The following is a 17,649-nucleotide window of genomic DNA, read 5'->3' as shown; positions in this document are numbered from 1 at the left end:
GTTGCTCCGACACCACGCCTGTCTCCACTTCCCGGTCACCGACGGCCGCCCTTCCGGCGGCCCCGACCACTTTGTCATGATCAGCCGCGCCACCGGGCGCCGGGAATCCGGACTCAGTCGATCCCCACCGGCCAGGTGTGCACCGGCTCCCCGGCCCGCGTCAGCGTCCGGTAGCGGCGGGTGGTCGCCGCGAGCGCCGCCGCACGGTCGAGGCCCGACTCCATGGCCTGGTGGAAGGTGTCGGCCTGCCAGGAGGCGCCGTTCACCCCCCGCAGACAGCGCTGTTCGATCACCCCGAGGTAGAAGTCCCGGTCGGCGGGCTCGATGTGCCAGGCGTCGAGCCCCGCCGCGGCGAGCGGCAACAGTTCGTCGAGGACCAGCCGTACCGCCGGGAGGGTCGCGACGCCCCCGGCCCGGCCCGCCCGGGGCCACCGCAGCTCCGCCTCGATGCCGTGGCGGCAGGCCGCGTCGAAGTTGGCCTCGGCGTCCTCGAAGGCCAGCCGCTTCCAGACCGGCCGGGGGTCGTCGGCGAGCGAGCGCACCAGCCCGTAGTAGAAGGCCGCGTTGGCGATGACGTCGGTGACGGTCGGCCCCGCGGGCAGCACCCGGTTCTCGACGCGCAGGTGCGGGACCCCGTCGACCCAGCCGTACACGGGCCTGTTCCAGCGGTAGACCGTGCCGTTGTGCAGGACGAGTTCCTGGAGGCGCGGCACCTGGCCCCGGTCCAGGACGAGCAGCGGGTCCTCCTCGTCACAGATGGGCAGCAGCGCGGGGAAATAGCGCACGTTCTCCTCGAAGAGGTCGTACACCGAGTCCACCCACCGCTCCCCGAACCAGGTGCGCGGCCGGACGCCTTGGGACTGCAGCTCGGGCGGCCGGGTGTCGGTGGCCTGCTGGAACAACGGCGGCCGGGACTCCCGCCACACCTCGCGCCCGAAGACGAAGGGCGCGTTGGCACCCAGCGCGATCTGTACGCCCGAGACGGCCTGCGCCGCGTTCCACACGGAGGCGAACCGGGCGGGCGTCACCTGGAGATGCAGCTGCACCGAGGTGCAGGCCGCTTCGGGAACGATCGACCCCGAGGTGCAGAGCAGCCGTTCGACGCCGTGGATGTCGAGGGTGAAGTCCTCGCCCCTGGCGGCGAGGATCTGGTCGTTGAGGAGCGTGTAGCGGTCGGCGGCCGACAGGTTCTCCAGGACCAGGTCGTCCTCGGTGAGCGTGGGCAGTATGCCGATCATGACGACGCCCGCGTCGAGTTCGGCCGCCTTGCGGTCGGCGTATCCGATTCCGGTTCCGATCTCCTCGGCGAGCCGGTCGAATACGCGCCCGCCGAGCTGGTGGGGCGCGATGTTCACTTCGAGGTTGAACATTCCGAGTTCCGTCTGGAAATCGGGGCTCGCGATCTTTTCCAGAACCGGCCCGTTCAGCATGCGGGGCAGTCCGTCCGCCCCCGCGAGATTGAGTTCGATCTCCACGCCCATCAGATTGCGCGGCCGGTCGAACCTCTTCTCCGCGAGGAGCCTCGCGAGTCCCGCGAGGCACTGCTGGAGCTTTCTCCGGTAGTGCTGCCGGTCGGACGGGGCGAACCCGTCGGCCACGACCTTCTCCCCCATCGAAGCGTCCCTCCCCGAGTGGGCAGCCGCCCACGGCGGCCGCGCGTCACGGACGATGATGCCCGGCCGACTGATCCACAACGCCTGCGGAGGAGACCTCTCGGAGGATAGGCTGATTGCAGAGCCCCACCGGCACATTCCGAGGGCAAGGAACAAGCGACATATACCAATGTCCTATTGCCCGTTGACCGGGGGTCGGAATTCAGCCGTCCGCCTCTGCGAGGAATACGCAGGTGGGGGCGGCACCAGACAGGGGATTCCGCTTCGACTGCCGTTGCCCTACGGCTCGATGACGCCTTGTCAGGAATACCGGCGCGGTCTAGCGGAAACACTCTGTGAACACGTGTCGTATAAACTCCGCGGACGAGGCAGAGTGTTGGCGCCCGGCCGCGGCCGTACGGCCCACCTCCGGCCCCGCCGCCGACAGCGCCGTCGTACCTGCCCACGCTTCACCGTGTCTCCTGAGTGAGAGGCGACCCATCATGCTCCGACCCTCCCCGGCCCCTGCGCCGGCCCTCCGCAGCGTCCTCGCGGCCCTCGGCTCGCCGACCGCCGTCCGCGAGGCGCGAACGCCCGCCCTCAGGGCCGCGCAGGGACCGCTGAGCCCCGAACATCCGCTGCCCGTGCACATCCTCGGAGTCGCCGGAGCGCCGGGCCACGCGCCCCGCACCCGGCTCGCCGGCTGGCGGTTCCTGATCCGGAGCGGAGACCGGGCCATCGCCGCCGCGGACACCATGCTCACCCTCGACGGCTGGTCCTTCTCCCACTTCTTCGAGGGTCCGTACGTCGCCGCCACCGAGCGCGCGCTGCTTCAGGCCGAGGCCCTGCCCGGCGCCTACCAGCCGAGGCTGCTCTCCGTGCCGCAGCTCTACATGCTGACCCTCTGGCTGCACGCGGAGCCGGAGGAGGACGTCACCGCGGCCCCGCCCGCCGCCGATCTGATGGTGCCGCTGGCCCCCGCGCCGCCCGGGATCGCCGCCCACCGGGCGTACCGGGTCGCCGATCTCCTGCCCGTCCTCCGTACGCGCCTCGCGCCGCCGCCCCTCCTGGGCTGGGCGGCGTCCGCCTGACCCACCGCACGCGCGTCACCGCCGCCCCGTGACCCGGCCGGTCACGGGGCGCACCGCTGCCCCGGGAACGCGCCCGAACACACCGCCCGAACACTCCTCCCGGACGGACTAGCCCACTCGGGCCACCCCGAACCACCCGAAGAGACGGTGCAGTTGAGATGAACCGCCCCTGCGGGTGACGCGTCCTACCAGGAGAGGACGAGCTGCCGCGAAATCCCTGCGGAAGACCGTCCATGGGGCAAGACTGGGACCGGAACCGAACCGACCGACGGGGGCGGCCATGAGCGCCAAGAGCCGCAGGACATCCACCACGACGCAGCGAAAGAACCCACCCATGTGCCAGCACCAGCCCGCCTGTCCCACCGCCGACTCCGCCGACCGGGAGGCGGCCCGACCGACGGCACACCACCCGGAGCAGGGCTGGAGCCTGCTGTGCAACGGCGTCCTGCTCTTCGAGGACACCGGTGAGCTGCTGCCGGACGGGCAGATCATCGCCCCGCACCGGCCGCTGATGACGGGCCGGGTGACGACGGCCGCCTGAGGGCGGCGGTGAGGACACGTTACGAGGGAAACGCCGAGGGCCGGCCCGGAGGAAGATCCTCCGAACCGGCCCTCGTTCGATGCCCGGGGCCGCTCACGGCCCCGCCCGGCTCAGTTGTCGTACTCGTCCAGCGGCGGGCAGGAGCAGACCAGGTTCCGGTCGCCGAAGGCACCGTCGATGCGGCGCACCGGCGGCCAGTACTTGTCGGCGGCCGAGACGCCGGCCGGGAAGACGGCCTCGTCGCGGGTGTACGCGTGGTTCCACTCGCCGCCCAGCGCCGCCGCGGTGTGCGGAGCGTTGTGCAGCGGGTTGTCGTCCCCGGGCCACTGGCCCGAGGCGACCTTCTCGATCTCGCCCCGGATCGCGATCATCGTGTCGCAGAAGCGGTCGATCTCGGTCAGGTCCTCGGACTCGGTCGGCTCGATCATCAGCGTGCCGGCCACCGGGAACGACATCGTCGGCGCGTGGAAGCCGTAGTCGATGAGGCGCTTGGCGATGTCGTCGACCGTGACGCCCGTCGCCTTGGACAGCGGGCGCAGGTCCACGATGCACTCGTGCGCGACGAGACCGGCCGGACCGGTGTAGAGCACCGGGAAGTGCGGCTCCAGGCGCTTGGCGATGTAGTTCGCCGCGAGCACCGCGACCTGGGTGGCGCGCTTGAGGCCCTCGCCGCCCATCAGCCGCACGTACGACCACGAGATCGGCAGGATGCCCGCGGAGCCCCACGGGGCGGCCGAGATCGGGCCCACGCCGGTCTCCGGGCCCGCGGTGGGCTGGAGCGGGTGGTTCGGCAGGAACGGCGCGAGGTGCGCGCGGACGCCGACCGGGCCGACGCCCGGACCGCCACCGCCGTGCGGGATGCAGAAGGTCTTGTGCAGGTTCAGGTGCGAGACGTCGCCACCGAAGTGGCCCGGCTTGGCCAGACCGACCAGCGCGTTGAGGTTGGCGCCGTCGACGTACACCTGGCCGCCGGCCTCGTGGACCTCGGCGCAGATGTCGGCGACGTGCTCCTCGAAGACGCCGTGCGTCGACGGGTAGGTGATCATCAGCACGGACAGCTCGTCGCGGTACTGGGCGATCTTGGCCCGCAGGTCCTCGACGTCGACCTCGCCGTCGTCGGCGGTCTTCACGACGACGACCTTCATGCCGGCCATGACCGCGGAGGCTGCGTTGGTGCCGTGCGCGGAGGACGGGATGAGGCAGACGGTGCGCTGCGCGTCGCCGTTGGAGCGGTGGTAGGCGCGGACGGCCAGCAGACCGGCCAGCTCGCCCTGCGAACCGGCGTTCGGCTGGATCGACACCTTGTCGTAGCCGGTGACCTCGGCGAGGCGCTCCTCGAGCTCGGTGATGAGCGTGACGTAGCCCTGCGCCTGGTCGACCGGGGCGAAGGGGTGCATCTGACCGAACTCGGGCCAGGTCACCGCCTCCATCTCGGTCGTCGCGTTCAGCTTCATCGTGCAGGAGCCGAGCGGGATCATGCCGCGGTCGAGCGCGTAGTCGCGGTCCGCGAGCTTGCGCAGGTAGCGCAGCATCGAGGTCTCGGAGCGGTGCGCGTGGAAGACCGGGTGGGTCAGGAACGCGTCGGAGCGCAGCAGCCCGGCGGGCAGCGTCTCCTCGGCGGTGGCGTCCAGGGCTGTGATGTCGGCGAGGTCAGCCTTGACGCCGAAGGCGCCCCAGACGGCGGTGAGCTGGGCGCGGCCGGTGGTCTCGTCGCAGGACATCGAGACGTGGTCGGCGTCGACGCGGTAGAGGTTCACGCCGGCCTCGCGGGCGGCGGCGACGACCTCGTCGGCCTTGCCGGGCACGCGGGCGGTGAGGGTGTCGAAGAAGGCGCCCTGGGTGAGCTCCACGCCACCGGCGGTGAGGCCGGCGGCCAGGATCGCGGCGTAGCGGTGGGTGCGGCGCGCGATGCCCTGGAGGCCCTCGGGGCCGTGGTAGACGGCGTACATGCCGGCCATGACCGCGAGCAGCACCTGAGCGGTACAGATGTTGCTGGTGGCCTTCTCGCGGCGGATGTGCTGCTCGCGGGTCTGGAGGGCCAGGCGGTACGCGCGGTTCCCGTCGGCGTCGACGGAGACGCCCACGAGACGGCCGGGCAGCGAGCGGGCGTGCTTGTCCTGGACGGCCATGTAGCCGGCGTGCGGACCGCCGAAGCCCATCGGGACGCCGAAGCGCTGGGTGGTGCCGACGGCGATGTCCGCGCCCAGCTCACCGGGCGAGGTGAGCAGGGTCAGCGCGAGCAGGTCGGCGGCGACGGTGACGATCGCGCCGAGCTCGTGGGCGGCGTCGATCAGAGGCTTGATGTCGCGGACGGCGCCGGAGGCACCCGGGTACTGGAGGAGCACACCGAAGACACCGCGCTCGGCGATCTCGGCCGGGATCCCCGCCGAGAGGTCGGCGACGACGACCTCGACACCGGTCGGCTCGGCGCGGGTCTCGATGACGGCGATCGTCTGGGGCAGGGCGTCGGCGTCGACGAGGAAGACACCGTTCTTGACCTTGCCGACGCGCCGGGCGAGCGACATGGCCTCGGCGGCGGCGGTGCCCTCGTCGAGCAGCGAGGCGCCGGAGGTGGGCAGCCCGGTCAGGTCGGCGACGACGGTCTGGAAGTTCAGCAGGGCCTCCAGGCGACCCTGGGAGATCTCCGGCTGGTACGGCGTGTACGCGGTGTACCAGGCCGGGTTCTCCATCACGTTCCGCAGGATCACCGGCGGGGTGAAGGTGCCGTAGTAGCCGAGGCCGATCATGGGCGCGAGGACCTGGTTGCGGTCGGCGAGGTCACGCAGCTCGGCGAGGACCTCGGCCTCAGTGCGCGCGGACGGCAGGCCGAGCGCCTCGGTGTTCTTGATGACGTCCGGCACGGCGGCGGCCGTGAGCTCGTCGAGGGAGCCGTAACCGACCTGGGCGAGCATCTTGGCGCGCGCCTCGGCGTCGGGCCCGATGTGCCGCTGCTCGAACGGAATGCCCTGTTCGAGCTCGGAGAGCGGAGTGCGGTTGGCGGTCATGTACGGAGGCCTCCTGGTCGTCACGACCTGCGAGGGGCACCGCGGCGCGGGTACCCGGACGGCCTCCCCCTCTGTCATCTCAACCTGAGAGTTTCACCGGCACGCCTCGCGGCACACCGGCTTTCACCGTCGGTGAGAGCGCATGCCGTCGGACACCGCTCTGCTTTCCAGAGTGACCTCGTCCGCGCGGTACAGGGGCCTGAGAGATTCCGGGGAGGATTTGCTCCTTCGGCGTCCACCGGAAGGTTTCTCCGGAGGACTCTCCCGCACGGGGTCGACAGCCACAGCCAGCCTACCAGCGCGGTTGCGGCTGCCGTCGCTCAAGTGGCCGACATCCCAGTTGTGCACTTTCGTAGGGGTGTAGAGCAGTTGCGACCAGTTGGAGGGACCGTGCAGACCGACATCGATCCGCGCAGCCTGATCGGCCGCAAGGCGTTCGACCGGAAGGGACACAAGATCGGAACCGTGGACGAGGTGTACCTGGACGACGCGACCGGCATCCCCGAATGGGCCGCGGTCCGCACCGGCCTGTTCAGCCGGGACGCCTTCGTCCCGCTGGAGCCGAGCGAGCTGGCCGGCGACGGCCTCCACGTCCCCTACGAACGCGCCCTCATCAAGGACGCGCCCGACTTCGGCGTGGGCCGCCACCTCTCCCCGGAACAGGAACTCCAGCTCTACCGCCACTACAGCATGGCCCTCCCGCCGCCTCCCACGGACACCCCGGACACGGACTTCGGCCGCCTGGCGGGCCAGGACGGCACCTGACCGAGAAGCCCGGCCCGCCCACCGGGCGGGCCCGCCTCGACATACCCGCACCGAGCCGCACGGTCGGTGCGGGTACATCCGCGGCCGACGGCCGGGCACGCCCCTCACGCCCCCACGTCCCGACGCACCAGCGGCAACGGCTCCGACGGCTCCAGCTCCGGGTCGTCCACGGAGAACGTCCGCACCCGCCCCGGCCCGGACCACGGCTCCTCGAACCGCACCGTGACCCGCCCGACCCCGCTCCCCTGGACCCACCCGGCCCCGTACACCGCGTGCCGTACGTCATGACCGGGCGACCAGTGCCGCTCCACGGCTCCCTCGGCCCCTCCTGAGCCCGTCTCCCCGCCCGTCACGGCCTCTGCGCCGCCAGGCGCGGACACGGCAGCCCCAGCCGCCCCCTCCGCCACACGGTCACCGGCTTCGGCGCCGCTCCCCGTCTCCCCCTCCGCGCGGGCTTCGGCCGCGCCCCGCGCCTCCGCCTGGGCGAACAGATCCTCCTGCGTGAAGTCCGCGAGCCCGCTCACCCCCACTCCGAGCAGCCGCACGCCCCCGGTCGTGTCCACGCCCTCCAGCAGCCGCCCCACCGCCTCCCGCACCACCCCCGGGTCGTCGGTGGGCCCCCGGAGCGTCTCGGACCGGGTCAGCGTGGAGAAGTCGTAGCGCCGCACCTTCAGGACGATGGTCCGCCCGGAGTGCCCCGAGGCCCGCAGCCGCCCCACGCAACGCTCCGCGAGCCGCTCGACCTCGACCCGGATGCGTACCCGGTCGTGCAGGTCGACGTCGAAGGTGTCCTCGACGGACACCGACTTGGCGTCCCGCTCGGCCACCACGGGCCGGTCGTCGTACCCCCGGGCCATCCTGTACAGCGAGGCCCCGTGCGCCCGCCCCAGCAGCCGTACGAGCTCGTCCTCGCCCGCTTCCGCGAGGTCGGTCACGGTGGTCATCCCGGCCCGCCGCAGATGCTCTCCCGTGGCCGGCCCCACCCCGGGCAGGATCCGCACCGACCGAGGGCCGAGCAGCTCGCGCTCGGTGCCGGGCTCGATCAGGACGAGCCCGTCGGGCTTGGCCTCCTCGGAGGCGATCTTCGCGATCATCTTGGAACCTGCGAGCCCCACGGAACCGGTGAGTCCCGTCGTCGCCAGGATGTCGACCCGCAGCCGCTCCCCGGCCGCCCGCGCGCTCGCGCTGTCGTCGGCCACGCCCCCCGCCTCCAGGTCGACGAAGGCCTCGTCGAGGCTGAGCGGCTCGACGAGCGGGGAGAGCCGGCCGAGCAGTTCCATGACCTGCTCACTGATCGACCGATAGAAGGCGAAGCGGGGCACGAGGTAAGCGGCGTTCGGCGCGAGCCGCCGGGCCTGGCCCATCGGCATCGCCGAGTGCACGCCGAAGCGGCGCGCCTCGTACGAGGCGGTGGCGACCACCCCGCGCGGCCCGAGGCCTCCGACGACCACGGGTTTCCCGCGCAGGCTGGGCTTCGCCGCCTGCTCGGCGGCGGCGAAGAACGCATCCATGTCGAGATGCAGGATCGTCGGCGCGGCTCTCACACGTCCGATGCTGCCCTACGCCACTGACAACGCCGCCCCGGCACGGCCCGAGCCCGCCCGGGTACAGCGCGGACCCCGCCCCAGCACGGAGCGGGACCCGCCCACGGTCTAGACGGCCTTGTCCCGCCGCCGCCTCGCCAGCTCGTCCCCCGGGTTGTTCCCGACCAGCGTCTCGCCGGTGTCCACCCGCTCCCCGTGCAGCTGCGAGAGCGCCGCCTCGACGTCCCTCCACACCACTCCGACGGCGATGCCGAAGACACCCTGCCCGCCCTGGAGCAGGCTGACGACCTCGTCGGGCGAGGAGCACTCGTACACCGTGGCCCCGTCGCTCATGAGCGTCATCCGCTCCAGGTCGCGGAAGCCCCGGGCGCGCAGGTGCTGCACCGCGGCCCGGATGTTCTGGAGGGCGACCCCGGTGTCGAGGAACCTCTTGACGATCTTCAACACGACGACGTCGCGGAAGCTGTAGAGCCGCTGGGTCCCCGACCCGTACGCGGGCCGCACGCTCGGCTCCACGAGCCCCGTGCGTGCCCAGTAGTCCAGCTGTCGATAGGTGATCCCGGCCGCCGCGCAGGCCGTCGGGCCTCGATAGCCGACCACCTCGCCCGCCGCGCCCGGCCCGGTGCCCGCACCGGCCTCCGTACCGAAGTCGCCCACACTGCCGTGAAGCGGATACGGACCGCTCTCTCCGGACACACGTCCGAGCGAGCTCCCTGCCGTACCGTCCGCGCTGCTCATCACGCCGACCCTCCGTCCTTGACCTGCCCACACGAAGGTAGGCAGTCACTCGGGGTGCGTCAACGATCGCCACACTCGGCACGCCGAGTGATAATCACCCTGAGAGTGGTTTCCCGTGTCTCTCTCCGGGGAAAGGCTACTCGAATGCCCTGACAGCACCCCGCGAACGGCCCTCGGCCACGCCGCTGCGCCTCACTGACTGTTGGTCCCGAAATCCTCCGGTGAGATCTGGTCGAGGAACTCGCGGAACTTCTCCACCTCGTCCTCCTGCTCGTCCGGGATCGCGATGCCGGCATCGTCCAGCACACCGTCACTGCCGAAGATCGGCGTGCCGGTCCGGAGGGCCAGGGCTATCGCGTCCGACGGGCGCGCGCTCACCTCGACGCCGCTGGCGAAGACCAGCTCGGCGTAGAAGACCCCGTCACGCAGATCCGTGATGCGGACTTCGGTGAGTTCCTGTCCCACGGCCTCCAGCACGTCCTTGAACAGGTCGTGCGTCAGCGGCCGCGGAGGGGCCATCCCCTGCTGAGCGAAGGCAATGGCGGTCGCCTCCCCCGGTCCGATCCAGATGGGGAGGTACCGATCGCCTCCCACTTCACGCAGGAGCACGATCGGCTGGTTGGAGGGCATTTCCACCCGGACACCCACAACGTCGAGCTCGTTCACACAGCAACCCTAGGACGTGCCCGACCGGTTTGGATAGTCGGGCCCCTCCCGAGACCACCGCCGAAGGGACTCCGCGCCACCGCCGAGCCGCCCCCCTGCCGCCCCCGGAGCCGCCTCCGTGCCACCGCCGAGCCCCTACGGGGTCACTGGAGCCGAATCCCCAGCGCGGTCTGTACGAGGGCTGCGTGGAGCCGCACCGACTGCGCGGCGAGGTCCCGAGCGGTCTCCTCCGCATGGGCCCTGGTCTGCGGATTACGGTGCCGGCGCAGCGGCGCGACGACCTGCTCGATCAGCCCGGCCTCCCGGTCCGCCGCCGCCTTCACGGCCCGCAGGTGCCGGGGTTCGAGGCCGAAACGGCCCAGATCCGCGACGAGCCGGGCGACGGTGACGGTCTCGGCGTCGTAGCCGCCGCCCTCCGTCGCGGAGATCAGACCGTACGACTCCCACTCGGCGAGTTCGGTCTCGGTGACCTCGGCCGCCGCCATCAGCTCGGCCCGCCCCAGGCGCGCGGCGGTGGGCGGCTCGGGGTCCGTCTCCCAGGCCCCCTCGATCAGGTCCCGCCGCCGCCCGGGGGCCGGGAGCGGGATCTGCTCCCCCCGGGCCAGGGCGTCGAGGTGCTCGCGGATCACCTTGAGCGGAAGATAGTGGTCCCGCTGCATCCGCAGGATCTGAGCGAGCCGCTCCACGTCCTGCGGGCTGAACTTGCGGTATCCGGAGGCCGTGCGCCGGGGCTCGACGAGCCCCTCGGCCTCGAGGAACCGGATCTTGGAGATGGTCACTTCGGGAAATTCGTCGCGCAGCTGGTTCAGCACCGTGCCGATGCTCACCAGCCGGTCGCCCGCGGAGGCGGTGCCGGTTCCGGCACCGCCCGTCGGTGTTCGCAGCATGGACCTTCCCTGAAGGGCTTCTCCGAGGCGTCACACGCCTCGCTGGCTCGAGTAGAAGACCAGCCGGTACTTGCCGATCTGCACCTCGTCGCCGTTGGACAGAACGGCCGAGTCGATCGGCTCACGGTTGACGTACGTGCCGTTGAGGCTGCCGACATCGGCAACGGTGAAACTGCCGTCCTGTGCCCGCCGGAACTCGACATGCCGCCGGGAGACCGTGAAGTCGTCCAGGAAGATGTCGCTCTGGGGGTGACGGCCGGCCGTCGTCAGCTCGCCGTCGAGCAGGAAACGACTGCCGGAGTTGGGACCCCGGCGCACCACGAGGAGCGCGGAGCCGGAGGGCAGCGCCTCCACGGCGGCCAGCGCCTCCGGAGAGAGCGAGGGCAGCTGCGTCTGGCCGGTGATCTCCGCCTCGTAGGCCTCAAGCCCGGAGATGGAGATCGTGGACGTCGTCTCCGAAGCGCGCTCGGGGGCCACCCCGCCCCGCAGCGGCGTACCGCAGTGGGAGCAGAAACGGCTGTCGGCCGTATTGCGGTGACCGCACCTCGTGCACACCGGCATGGACGCATCCTCCTGCCGCGGCTGACCCGCCGAGGTCTGTGTCGCGTACGGATCGGGGGTAAACCCTCCACCCGTACTTGAGGTTGATGGTTCTCCGAAACCTATGCGGGCGGCACCGGCGGGGTCAACAGAAGACGCGTCCTGAGTGCCCGAAATGTCACCACCCTGGCCACCGACCTCGTCGCGGAAGAGGGGGCGCTCGCCACCCTGCTCCTCGCTCTGGGCGTGGCGCGACGCGCGGTGCCTGGCGTTGCCGCCGTCCTCGCGTGCGCTCTTGCCGAACAACTTCGCAAACAACTTCACGGGCGATTCCCCTTGACCGAAACAGACCCGCCCGTGGGGCAGGACGAACCGAGATCCATCACACCTGCCGACCCGGACACCTTCACAACGTCCGTATCCTCCGGACAGTTTCCACCACGCACCACCGTTGTGGTGCGCCGACCCCCCGCAACGTCGTGCGCTTGTCGCGGGACCCCTCCGTCCCCTCTCACGGGGAGGACGACTGAGCGTAGTCAGGCCGCTTCGCGGGTCGCAAGGCATCGACGACGATCTTCGGCGCCCGCTCCACCGTGGCTGTGGCCTGCTCCTTCTCCAGGGTCTGCACGACACCGCCGGGGATGTTGAGCGCGGGCTCGAGATCCTCCGGCTTGCCGATGACCTTGAAGACGTACGGAGCGGCCACCTTCGTTCCATCGATCCGCATGTCATCACCACTACCGGTGAAATAACTGTCCGCGACGACCCGCACACCGTTGACCTGGATCGCCTCGGCACCGGCGGCGCGCAGCTCCTGGATGGCGTCGAGGAGCATGTCGGACTCGACGGCCCCGGTGGGATCGCCGACGGTCAGGGTGATGCCGGGCCCCTCGGCGGCGACCGTGCCGGCCAGGATGCCGAGCTGCTGCTCCTTCTCCTGGGTCTGCTTGCGCGCCTCCTCGGCCTGGTCCGAGCTGGTCTCCAGCTCGGAGCGCTGCTTCTCCAGCCGCGCCTTCTCGTCCTCCAGGCGCTGGGTGCGGTCGTCGAGCTCGTCGAGGATGCGGACGAGGTCCTCCTGCCGCGCCCCGCGCAGCGCGCTGTTGTCACTGGTCGAGGAGACCTGGATGGCCAGACCGAGACCGAGGACGAACAGCAGCAGCGCGACGACGAGTTGGGCCCTGGTCACCCGTGGCGGCCAGAGCGCGGAGGCCAGCCTCCGCCGGCCACTGGGCTCGGTTCCGGGAGCGCCGGCCGGCGTCACGGCCACCCGGACGTCGTGGTCCGCGGTCCCGCCGTAGACGGCCTCCGGGCTCTCCTCGGGCTCGCCGGCCTCAGCAGCACGCCCGGGCTTCCCGACGTTCTCGGGCTCCTGGGGACGCTGCGGGCCCTGCGGCTCCTGCGGCTCCTGGGGGCGCTTCGGATCCTGCGGATCCTGTGGGTTCTCGCTCATCGGCCTCACGCCCGGAAGACATGGCGCCGGATGGCGGCCGCGTTGGAGAAGATCCGGATGCCGAGCACGACGACGACACCCGTCGACAGCTGCGCGCCCACGCCCAGCTTGTCGCCGAGGAAGACGATCAGCGCGGCCACGACCACGTTGGAGAGGAACGAGACCACGAAGACCTTGTCGACGAAGATCCCGTCGAGCATGGCCCGCAGGCCGCCGAAGACCGCGTCGAGGGCGGCGACCACGGCGATCGGAAGATAGGGCTCGACCACCGCCGGAACTTCGGGGCGGACCAACAGTCCGACCACGACTCCGACGATCAGGCCCAGTACGGCGATCACGATGTGCCCTTCCCTGTGTCGGCCGTGGCCCGACCGGACGGCGTCGCCGCCCCGGCCCCCCTCGGCTCTGCGGTACGTACGGTCAGGCTCGGCGCGGCCGGCAGGCGTACGTCGCCCTCGGCCGAGACGCTGCTCCTGATCCCGAAGTTCTCCACCAGCGCGTGCAGGTACTGCCCGTCGGCGCTGTCCTGGAACGTGGTGCTCAGCCGCTGTCCGTTCCCGACCGCGAGGATCGTGTAGGGCGGCACCAGCGGCTTGTTGTCGACCAGTATGGCGTCGCCCGCGGCCCGGATCGCGGACAGCGAGGTGAGCCGCTGGCCGTTGATGGCGACCGCCTCGGCGCCCGACTCCCACAGTCCGTTGATCACTCGCTGCATGTCCCGGTCGCGTACCCGGCCCGTGTCGGAGAAGCCGCTGCTCTCGCGCGGACCCCCTCCCCCGGTGTCGGTGCCCTTGGCGTCGTCGACGACGAGCTTCACCCCGGGGCCGTGGACCTGCGTCGCGCCCGAGAGGAGCGCGACCAGCTCGGCCTGGTCGCCGCCGTGCTGCTGGAGTGCCTGCCGCTGGCGTTCGCCGACCTCGGACCTGATCCGCTCGACGTCCTGTTCCAGCTGATCGGCCGTGGACGTCTCCGTCTCGATCCGGTCGATCAGCTCCTGGCGCTCCTTGGCGACGACCGGCGCGGAGATCCGCGCCTCGGCCGCGCCCACGGTCACCACGGCGGCGGCGAGCACGAGGCCCGCGGCGACACCGAGTTTGGCCCGCAGGCTACGGGGCAGTCCCCCCCGGCCCTCGGCGGCCCGCCGGGCGGTCGCCTCCGCGTAGCCGTCGTCGAGCGCGTGGTCGATCACGTTGTTCAGCAGCGACATCGACGCGTCCGGACGCGGCGGTGGTGATCCGGTGCTCCGAACGGGGGGCTGCTGCGACATGCCGCACATCGTCGCACGTCGAACGGGCTACCGCCGAATGGCCCCCTCGGTCCTGTGGGGAGGCGCCTCTCGGGCGTCTCCCCACAGGACGGCCACGTCGGGTCAGCGACCTGCGCCGTCGACCACCTCGGCCCACTCGTCGAGCAGGGTCTGCGCGGAGGCGTCGTCGGGCCCCTCGGCCCACAGATGGGTGACGGCCTCGGCTGGGTCGGGCAGCACCATCACCCAGCGCCCGTCGGCCTCGACGACCCGCACGCCGTCGGTGGTGTCGACGGACCGGCTGCCCGCCGCCTCGACGACCCGGCGCATCACCAGCCCCTTCACGGCCCACGGGGTCGGGATGTCCTTCTTGAGGACATGCGCCCGCGGAATCCGCGCGTCGATCTGGCTCAGGGTGAGCTGTGTCCGCGCGACGAGCCCGATGAGTCGTACGAAGGCGGCGGCGCCATCGAAGACGCTGCTGAACTCGGGCACGATGAACCCGCCGCGCCCGTCGCCGCCGAAGATCGTCGACTCCTCGCGTCCGACCCTGGTGAGGTCGTCGGGCGAGGTGGTCGTCCACTCCACCTGAGTGCCGTGGTAGGCGGCGACCTGCTCGGCGATCCGTGTCGTGGTCACGGGCAGCGCCACCCGCCCCGACCGCCGCTCGGCGGCCACCAGGTCCAGCATGACGAGGAGCGCGCGGTCGTCCTCGATGATCCGCCCGCGCTCGTCCACGAGCGAGAGCCGCTCGCCGACGGGGTCGAACCGCACTCCGAAGGCGGCCCGCGCCGAGGCCACGATCTCCCCGAGCCGGACGAGCCCGGCCCGCCGGCTCTCGGCCGACTCGGTGGGCCGCGACTCGTCGAGCCCGGGGTTGATCGTCAGCGAGTCCACCTGGAGCCGCCCGAGCAGACTGGGCAGTACGAGTCCGGCGCTGCCGTTGGAGGCGTCCACGACGACCTTCAGACCGGCTTCCGCGATCCCGGAGGTGTCGACGTTCCGCAGCAGCGAGCCGGTGTACGAGTCGAAGACGCTCGCCGGGAAGGACAGGTCGCCGATCTCCCCGGGGAAGGCTCGTCGGTACTCCTGCCGTGCGAACACCCGGTCGAGCTTGCGCTGCCCGCCCTGTGAGAGGTCGGCCCCGCGCTCGTCGAAGAACATGATGTCGACGGAGTCGGGCACGCCGGGCGAGGTCCGCACCATGATGCCGCCGGCGCTTCCCCGCGCGGTCTGCTGCCGCGCCACCGGCAGCGGCACGTTCTCCAGGTCCCGTACGTCGATGGCGCTGGCCTGCAGGGCCGAGATGACCGCCCGCTTGAGCGCCCGCGCGCCTCGTGAGTGGTCACGGGCGGTGGTGACGGTCGAGCCCTTCTTGAGGGTCGTGGCGTACGCCCCCGCGAGCCGTACGGCCAGCTCGGGCGTGATCTCCACGTTCAGGATGCCGGAGACCCCGCGCGCCCCGAAGAGATGGGCCTGCCCGCGGGACTCCCAGATGACGGAGGTGTTGACGAAGGCACCGGCCTCGATCGTCTTGAAGGGGTAGACGCGCACGTTCCCCTGGACGATGGATTCCTCCCCGACGAGGCACTCGTCCCCGATGACGGCCCCGTCCTCGATCCGGGCGGCCCGCATGATGTCGGTGTTCTTCCCGATGACACAGCCGCGCAGATTGCTCTGCTGGCCGATGTACACGTTGTCGTGGACGACGGCCTTGTGCAGGAAGGCCCCGCTCTTCACGACGACGTTCGAGCCGATGACGGTGTGCTCACGGATCTCGGCGTCGGCCTCGACCTTGGCGTAGTCACCGATGTAGAGCGGTCCGCGCAGAACGGCGTCGTGGTGCACCTCGGCGCCTTCGGCGACCCAGACCCCGGGCGAGATCTCGAAGCCGTCGATGTCGACCTGGACCTTGCCCTCCAGGACGTCCGCCTGGGCCTTCACATAGCTCTCGTGTGTGCCGACATCCTCCCAGTAGCCCTCGGCGACATAGCCGTAGACCGGCTTGCCTTCCTTCATCAGCTGGGGGAAGACATCACCCGACCAGTCGACCTGGGTGTCCGCCTGGACGTAGTCGAAGACCTCGGGCTCCATCACGTAGATGCCCGTGTTGACCGTGTCCGAGAAGACCTGCCCCCAGGTCGGCTTCTCCAGAAAGCGCTCTACCTTGCCTTCTTCGTCGACGATCGTGATCCCGAATTCCAGTGGATTCGGCACCCTGGCGAGACAGACCGTGACGAGGGCGCCCTTCTCCTTGTGGAAGGCAATGAGATCGGTGAGGTCGAAATCGGTCAGCGCGTCCCCCGAGATGACGAGGAAGGCGTCGTCCTTCAGCGCCTCCTCGGCGTTCTTCACACTTCCCGCTGTACCGAGTGGCTTTTCCTCGTTGGCATACGTGAGCTCCATCCCGAGCTCCTCGCCGTCGCCGAAGTAGTTCCGGACGAGAGAGGCGAGAAACTGCACGGTCACGACGGTCTCGTTGAGACCGTGCCTCTTGAGCAGTCGTAGGACGTGCTCCATGATCGGCCGGTTCACCACCGGCAGTAGAGGCTTGGGCATGCTCGAGGTCATGGGGCGAAGTCGGGTTCCTTCGCCACCGGCCATCACGACGGCCTTCATGTCGGAAGCGTCCTCCTTGAAGAGACGACGGTCCTGCCGACTTCACCTCTGTCCGCCCAATGGCCCTCGGACGTCCTCGTTGTTGCCGGCGACACTGCTCGGCGCAGGAGGAACGGGCTCAATCGGCCTCGGTATCCGCCTTCACGAGTCGACGGACCTGGACCACGTAGAGGATCCCTGCCCACCAATACAGAGTTGTACCCCATCCGGCGAAGGCCCACCCGAAAACTTCAGCGAGTGACGAGAGCCAGCCCGTTCCGTCACTGAGAAGCAGCAACGGGAACGCGTACATCAGGTTGAATGTCGCGGCTTTGCCGAGGAAGTTCACCTGCGGCGGCGGGTAGCCGTGCCGGCGGAGGATTCCCACCATCACCAGCAGCATGGCCTCACGCGCCAGCAGGGCGGCAGTCAGCCACCACGGCAGAATCTCGCGCCAGGTGAGGCCCACGAGCGTGGACAGGATGTACAACCGGTCGGCGGCGGGATCGAGGAGCCGGCCGAGGTTGCTGATCTGGTTCCAGCGCCGGGCCAATTTGCCGTCGAGATAGTCACTGACGCCGCTGAGCATCAGGACGAGAAGCGCCCAGCCGTCACTGTTGGGCCCACCGAACTCCGGACGGAGAATCAACCACAGAAACAGCGGCACGCCGGCGAGGCGCGCCATGCTGAGAATATTGGGGATGGTGAGGACCCGGTCGGTCTGAACGCGGGTCTCCTGGACCTCCACCCGGGGGCCTCCTGCTGGGAACGTACGGACGATGCCCCCTGACCTTACCCTCAGCCACGGCACCCCGTTGCACAGGGTTCCCCCCGTGCCAGAACGCAAAAATGCCTCAACCCCCGGACAAGGTCCGGGGGTTGAGGCTAAAAATTGTTCGGCGGCGTCCTACTCTCCCACAGGGTCCCCCCTGCAGTACCATCGGCGCTGAAAGGCTTAGCTTCCGGGTTCGGAATGTAACCGGGCG

The 17,649-nt window shown here is 70.5% G+C and carries 15 protein-coding genes, 1 rRNA gene and 1 riboswitch; of the genes, 3 read left to right on the top strand and 13 right to left on the bottom strand.

Annotated elements, in window-relative coordinates; all coding sequences use genetic code 11:
* Window positions 1–113: 113 nt before the first annotated feature.
* Window positions 114–1,613: a glutamate-cysteine ligase family protein gene (locus ABT154_RS29170; RefSeq protein WP_351860668.1), complete on the bottom strand. Its 1,500-nt coding sequence runs from the start codon at window positions 1,611–1,613 to the stop codon at window positions 114–116.
* Window positions 1,614–2,095: 482 nt separating this feature from the next.
* Between ABT154_RS29170 and ABT154_RS29165 the strand changes: the two genes are divergently transcribed.
* Together ABT154_RS29165 and ABT154_RS29160 are read left to right on the top strand one after the other, a co-directional pair.
* On the top strand, window positions 2,096–2,683 hold the full coding sequence (locus ABT154_RS29165; RefSeq protein ID WP_351860666.1) for a hypothetical protein: 588 nt from the start codon (window positions 2,096–2,098) through the stop codon (window positions 2,681–2,683).
* Window positions 2,684–3,017: 334 nt separating this feature from the next.
* Window positions 3,018–3,224: a DUF5999 family protein gene (locus ABT154_RS29160; RefSeq protein ID WP_317877428.1), complete on the top strand. Its 207-nt coding sequence runs from the start codon at window positions 3,018–3,020 to the stop codon at window positions 3,222–3,224.
* Between the two features lie 110 nt (window positions 3,225–3,334).
* Here ABT154_RS29160 and gcvP read toward each other — a convergent pair whose 3' ends face one another.
* Window positions 3,335–6,229, bottom strand: coding sequence for an aminomethyl-transferring glycine dehydrogenase (gene gcvP, locus ABT154_RS29155; RefSeq protein ID WP_351860664.1), 2,895 nt, complete (start codon window positions 6,227–6,229; stop codon window positions 3,335–3,337).
* Window positions 6,230–6,406: 177 nt separating this feature from the next.
* Window positions 6,407–6,506: riboswitch (glycine riboswitch) on the bottom strand.
* Window positions 6,507–6,619: 113 nt separating this feature from the next.
* On the opposite strand from gcvP, the gene ABT154_RS29150 reads away from it, so the two are divergent.
* The gene (locus ABT154_RS29150; RefSeq protein ID WP_317877426.1) at window positions 6,620–6,994 is read left to right on the top strand and encodes a PRC-barrel domain-containing protein; all 375 of its coding nucleotides are present in this window, start codon (window positions 6,620–6,622) and stop codon (window positions 6,992–6,994) included.
* A gap of 104 nt (window positions 6,995–7,098) precedes the next feature.
* Here ABT154_RS29150 and ABT154_RS29145 read toward each other — a convergent pair whose 3' ends face one another.
* The 11 genes from ABT154_RS29145 to rrf all read right to left on the bottom strand — a co-directional run.
* Complete coding sequence (locus ABT154_RS29145) at window positions 7,099–8,538, bottom strand: DNA polymerase IV (RefSeq protein WP_351860662.1); 1,440 nt, start codon at window positions 8,536–8,538, stop codon at window positions 7,099–7,101.
* Window positions 8,539–8,646: 108 nt separating this feature from the next.
* A complete protein-coding gene (gene bldO / locus ABT154_RS29140; protein ID WP_351860660.1) occupies window positions 8,647–9,276 on the bottom strand; it encodes a whiB transcriptional repressor BldO in 630 nt (209 codons plus the stop codon).
* Between the two features lie 192 nt (window positions 9,277–9,468).
* Window positions 9,469–9,942 (bottom strand): bifunctional nuclease family protein, encoded by a 474-nt coding sequence (locus tag ABT154_RS29135; RefSeq protein WP_017238433.1) that lies wholly within the window; start codon window positions 9,940–9,942, stop codon window positions 9,469–9,471.
* A 143-nt stretch (window positions 9,943–10,085) separates the two neighbouring features.
* Window positions 10,086–10,829, bottom strand: a complete 744-nt coding sequence (gene ftsR / locus ABT154_RS29130; protein WP_351860658.1) for a transcriptional regulator FtsR — start codon at window positions 10,827–10,829, stop codon at window positions 10,086–10,088.
* Window positions 10,830–10,859: 30 nt separating this feature from the next.
* Window positions 10,860–11,801: an FHA domain-containing protein gene (locus tag ABT154_RS29125; RefSeq protein ID WP_351860822.1), complete on the bottom strand. Its 942-nt coding sequence runs from the start codon at window positions 11,799–11,801 to the stop codon at window positions 10,860–10,862.
* 79 nt (window positions 11,802–11,880) lie between these two features.
* A complete protein-coding gene (locus ABT154_RS29120) occupies window positions 11,881–12,819 on the bottom strand; it encodes a DUF881 domain-containing protein (protein WP_502969612.1) in 939 nt (312 codons plus the stop codon).
* A gap of 5 nt (window positions 12,820–12,824) precedes the next feature.
* Entirely contained in the window at window positions 12,825–13,157 is a 333-nt protein-coding gene (locus ABT154_RS29115) for a small basic family protein (RefSeq protein ID WP_015032176.1), read from the bottom strand.
* Window positions 13,154–14,086 (bottom strand): DUF881 domain-containing protein, encoded by a 933-nt coding sequence (locus ABT154_RS29110; protein ID WP_351860654.1) that lies wholly within the window; start codon window positions 14,084–14,086, stop codon window positions 13,154–13,156. The genes ABT154_RS29115 and ABT154_RS29110 overlap by 4 nt, the downstream gene beginning before the upstream one ends.
* 102 nt (window positions 14,087–14,188) lie before the next feature.
* The gene (locus ABT154_RS29105; RefSeq protein WP_351860653.1) at window positions 14,189–16,684 is read right to left on the bottom strand and encodes a sugar phosphate nucleotidyltransferase; all 2,496 of its coding nucleotides are present in this window, start codon (window positions 16,682–16,684) and stop codon (window positions 14,189–14,191) included.
* A 118-nt stretch (window positions 16,685–16,802) separates the two neighbouring features.
* Window positions 16,803–17,411 carry a cardiolipin synthase ClsA gene (clsA, locus tag ABT154_RS29100; protein WP_056555572.1) on the bottom strand — a complete coding sequence of 203 codons (609 nt, stop codon included), beginning with the start codon at window positions 17,409–17,411 and terminating at the stop codon, window positions 16,803–16,805.
* 146 nt (window positions 17,412–17,557) lie between these two features.
* A 5S ribosomal RNA gene (rrf, locus tag ABT154_RS29095) occupies window positions 17,558–17,649 on the bottom strand; the annotation flags it as partial.

This window comes from Streptomyces sp. NPDC001728 (assembly GCF_040297565.1).
Classification (GTDB): domain Bacteria; phylum Actinomycetota; class Actinomycetes; order Streptomycetales; family Streptomycetaceae; genus Streptomyces.
Note: the sequence above shows the minus strand (reverse complement) of the source record. Positions and strands in the feature narration are given on the sequence as shown.

What these genes read in the sequence shown, in the direction of transcription:
- ABT154_RS29120 (WP_502969612.1), bottom strand. Translation starts at nt 12,819, where the DNA reads ATGAGCGAGAACCCACAGGATCCGCAGGATCCGAAGCGCCCCCAGGAG.
- ABT154_RS29105 (WP_351860653.1), bottom strand. Translation starts at nt 16,684, where the DNA reads ATGAAGGCCGTCGTGATGGCCGGTGGCGAAGGAACCCGACTTCGCCCC.
- ABT154_RS29110 (WP_351860654.1), bottom strand. Translation starts at nt 14,086, where the DNA reads ATGTCGCAGCAGCCCCCCGTTCGGAGCACCGGATCACCACCGCCGCGT.
- ABT154_RS29170 (WP_351860668.1), bottom strand. Translation starts at nt 1,613, where the DNA reads ATGGGGGAGAAGGTCGTGGCCGACGGGTTCGCCCCGTCCGACCGGCAG.
- ftsR (WP_351860658.1), bottom strand. Translation starts at nt 10,829, where the DNA reads ATGCTGCGAACACCGACGGGCGGTGCCGGAACCGGCACCGCCTCCGCG.
- gcvP (WP_351860664.1), bottom strand. Translation starts at nt 6,229, where the DNA reads ATGACCGCCAACCGCACTCCGCTCTCCGAGCTCGAACAGGGCATTCCG.
- ABT154_RS29160 (WP_317877428.1), top strand. Translation starts at nt 3,018, where the DNA reads ATGTGCCAGCACCAGCCCGCCTGTCCCACCGCCGACTCCGCCGACCGG.
- bldO (WP_351860660.1), bottom strand. Translation starts at nt 9,276, where the DNA reads ATGAGCAGCGCGGACGGTACGGCAGGGAGCTCGCTCGGACGTGTGTCC.
- ABT154_RS29165 (WP_351860666.1), top strand. Translation starts at nt 2,096, where the DNA reads ATGCTCCGACCCTCCCCGGCCCCTGCGCCGGCCCTCCGCAGCGTCCTC.